Source organism: Mycobacterium sp., assembly GCF_032161845.1.
In the GTDB taxonomy this organism is placed as follows: Bacteria; Actinomycetota; Actinomycetes; order Mycobacteriales; family Mycobacteriaceae; genus Mycobacterium.
Genome location: NZ_JAVRQA010000308.1, coordinates 1 through 3,164, shown reverse-complemented (window position 1 = coordinate 3,164; position 3,164 = coordinate 1). Strand labels below are relative to the sequence as shown.

2 protein-coding genes are annotated in these 3,164 nt (G+C 64.9%); one reads left to right on the top strand and one right to left on the bottom strand.

Annotation, left to right across the window (positions count from 1 at the left end):
* Positions 1–1,247, bottom strand: a 1,247-nt coding sequence (locus QOD90_RS16775) for a KasA/KasB family beta-ketoacyl-ACP synthase (protein WP_526351666.1), incomplete at its 3' end; no start/stop codon positions are given.
* Between the two features lie 301 nt (positions 1,248–1,548).
* Here QOD90_RS16775 and QOD90_RS16770 point away from each other — a divergent pair.
* Positions 1,549–2,799, top strand: coding sequence for a KasA/KasB family beta-ketoacyl-ACP synthase (locus QOD90_RS16770; protein ID WP_526351664.1), 1,251 nt, complete (start codon positions 1,549–1,551; stop codon positions 2,797–2,799).
* The last annotated feature ends 365 nt before the right edge of the window (positions 2,800–3,164 follow it).

Sequence of the window (3,164 nt, the reverse complement as noted above, 5' to 3'; positions counted from 1 at the left end):
TACCTGCCGAAGGTGAGCGAGACGTTGTGTCCACCAAATCCGAACGAGTTGCTGATCGCGTATGTGTAGTCGCCAGAACGCGATTGACCGGACACCACGTCCAAATCGATCTCGGGGTCGAGATTCTCGAGATTGAGTGTCGGTGGGATCACCCCGTCGCGCAGTGTGAGAACGGTCAGGATCGCCTCGACCGCGCCGGTCGCGCCGACCGAATGGCCAAGTGCGGATTTTGGCGCGTAGACCGTGGTCGAGTTTCCAACCGCGCGGGTGATTGCCTTGGCCTCGGCCGCGTCACCGACTCTGGTGCCGGTGGCGTGGGCGTTGACATAGTCGATGTCCCCGGGCGACAGCCCGGCCGTTTGGATGGCCCGGGTCATCGCACGCCCGGCCAGTTCACCAGTGGGATCCGCCGCGAGGATGTCGAACCCGTCCGAGGTGATGCCGGCACCCATCAACCGGGCGAGGATGTTCGCGCCGCGGGCCGTGGCGTGCTCCTCGGTCTCGATCACCAATAGCGCGCCGCCTTCAGCGAAGACCAATCCGTTGCGGTCCCTGTCGAACGGACGACAGGCGCCGGCGGGATCATCGTTGGTGGTGGACAAGACGGTGCGCATCTGGGCGAACGCCGCGATCGGTATCGCCTCCATCTTGTTCTCGACACCACCGCAGATCGCGACGTCGGCCTCACCGAGAACGATCTGACGCCACGCCTGGGCGATGCCCTCGGAGCCGGAAGCGCACGCCGACACCGGTGCGATGACCCCGGCCTTGGCGTGATGTTCCAGACCGACCGCGGCGGCAGGACCGTTCGGCATGTACATCTGAACCGCCAGGGGCGACACGGCCGCGAGGCCGCGCTCGCGCATGCCGTCCCACGCCAAGACCAGCGCCTCGGCGGCGCCAAACCCCGTGCCGATGGAGACTGCCAACCGGGTTGTGTCCACCACGGGATTGCCGGCGTTGGCCCATACCCGCCTACCCAGCACCGTGGACAACTTCTGAACGTAGCCGAGGCGACGGAGTTCGACGCGCGTCAATTCGTCGTCGACGTTCTCGAGTAGATGGCCGCCGATACGTACCGGCAGGTCATATTGCTCGACGAAGGGGTCTTCGAGTTTGCGGATGCCGCTGCGTCCGTCGAGGAGCGCCTTCCAGGTCTCGTCTGCGTTCGATGCCAGGGACGTCGTCATGGCGATGCCGGTGACGACGACGTTCGGAAAACCATGGCCGGTCGCTAGGCTGTTCATCTACGGTCCGCCCCGTATCCGCGCATGAGACCTTTCCCTCGAACGATGAATACTCGGCCACCTCTGCAGGTTTCGCAATCCCGTGGGCGCCTTAATCAGAAAGAGCCACCGATACCTGCCCTACACATCTGAGTCGCTCAACGGTAACGGAGCGTGGTAACACGTGTCGAATGTGATGCAGTTGTCAAGCCTCCATTCCTAAGATGGAACCGCCGCCACGGGTCGGGTGCCATCATCTGGGGATGCCGGGTCGGCCCGACGACGGGCAGTGCTGCGGGCACGACCGAAGGGAGGGTCACTGATGGCTGAATTGGCGACGGGCAGGGGTTTCCCAAACGTGGTCGTCACCGGCATCGCCATGACGACGGCTGTGGCTACAGACGTGGAAGGAACCTGGAGGGCGCTGCTCGAGGGCCGCAGCGGTATCCGCACTCTGCAGGATCCCTTCGTAGAGGAGTTCGACCTGCCGGTCCGAATCGGAGGGCACCTGCTCGAAGACTTCGATAGTGGTGTGACCCCGGCCGACATGCGTCGCCGCAGCTATGTGCAGCGGATGGCGACGGTGCTGGGCAGGCGGGTATGGGACAACGCCGGAGATCCCGACGTCGACACCAATCGACTTGCGGTGTCCATCGGAACGGGCAGCGGTGCCCCCGAAGTTCTGGTCACCGCCAGCGACGACCTGCGCGAAGGTGGCGTACAGGCGGTGTCGCCGCTGACGATGCAGATGTACATGCCCAATGGTCCGGCGGCTGCGGTCGGATTGGATCATAGGGCCAAGGGCGGCGTGATGGCCTTCGTCTCGGCGTGCGCATCCGGTTCCGAGGCCATCGCCCAGGCCTGGCGGCACGTCGTTCTCGGTGAGGCCGACATCGCCATCTGCGGTGGCGTCGAGACGCGGATCGAGGCGGTGCCCGTCGCGGCCTTCGCCATGATGCGCATCGTGCTGTCGAAGAACAATGCCGACCCGCCCGGCGCCTGCCGTCCGTTCGACAGGGACCGCGATGGCTTCGTCTTCGGCGAAGCGGGTGCCTTGATGGTCATCGAGACCGAGGACCACGCCAGGGTTCGCGGCGCGCACGTCATCGCGCGATTGATGGGCGCGGCCATCACCTCCGACGGTCTGCACGTCGTCGCGCCGGACCAGAGCGGTGAGAGGGCCGCGCACGCGATGACCCGGGCGATCCAGTTGGCCGGGCTCACTGCCACTGACATAGGCCACGTCAACGCTCACGCCACCGGCACCAGGGTCGGCGACGTGGCTGAGGCGACGGCGATCAACCGTGCCCTGGGCAACGGTGCTGCCGTGTATGCGCCGAAGTCGGCTCTGGGCCACTCAGTGGGCGCCTCAGGTGCCGTGGAGTCGATTCTGACCGTGTTGGCGCTGCGCGACGGTGTGATTCCGGCGACGCTCAACCTTCAGAATCTCGATCCCGAAATCGACTTGGACGTGGTGGCCGGTGGACCGCGTCCTGGCAACTATCAGTATGCGATTAGCAATTCGTTTGGTTTCGGCGGTCACAACGTTTCACTCGCCTTCGGTCGTTGCTGACCGAGAAACGCCACGGACCATAGCGGGTCGGGCGTGCTTGCTTCGATCGTTGACGCGCCGAGCGGACCCATCTCGGAGGCCGTCGTGTCACACTCGGGATGTCGATGATCGAGCCGCGGGCGGGGTCGAGGCGGTAAAGACCGGGGCCGGAGGCGATTTGGTCCGTCGGATTTAGCTGTCGTTGAACTCCTTCGACTCATGGCGTGGTCACGGGGTTCGCTGTTCGACACTCGTGTTGGCGCGCCACGCCCAGCGCCGACACAGGCTGGTTCAAGCCACCGTCCCAGGGGGGTAGCGTCACTTGCAATCTGCGCCCGATCCCGACCTTCAACTACAACCAGGACAGGACGACCGTGAGCCAAGAT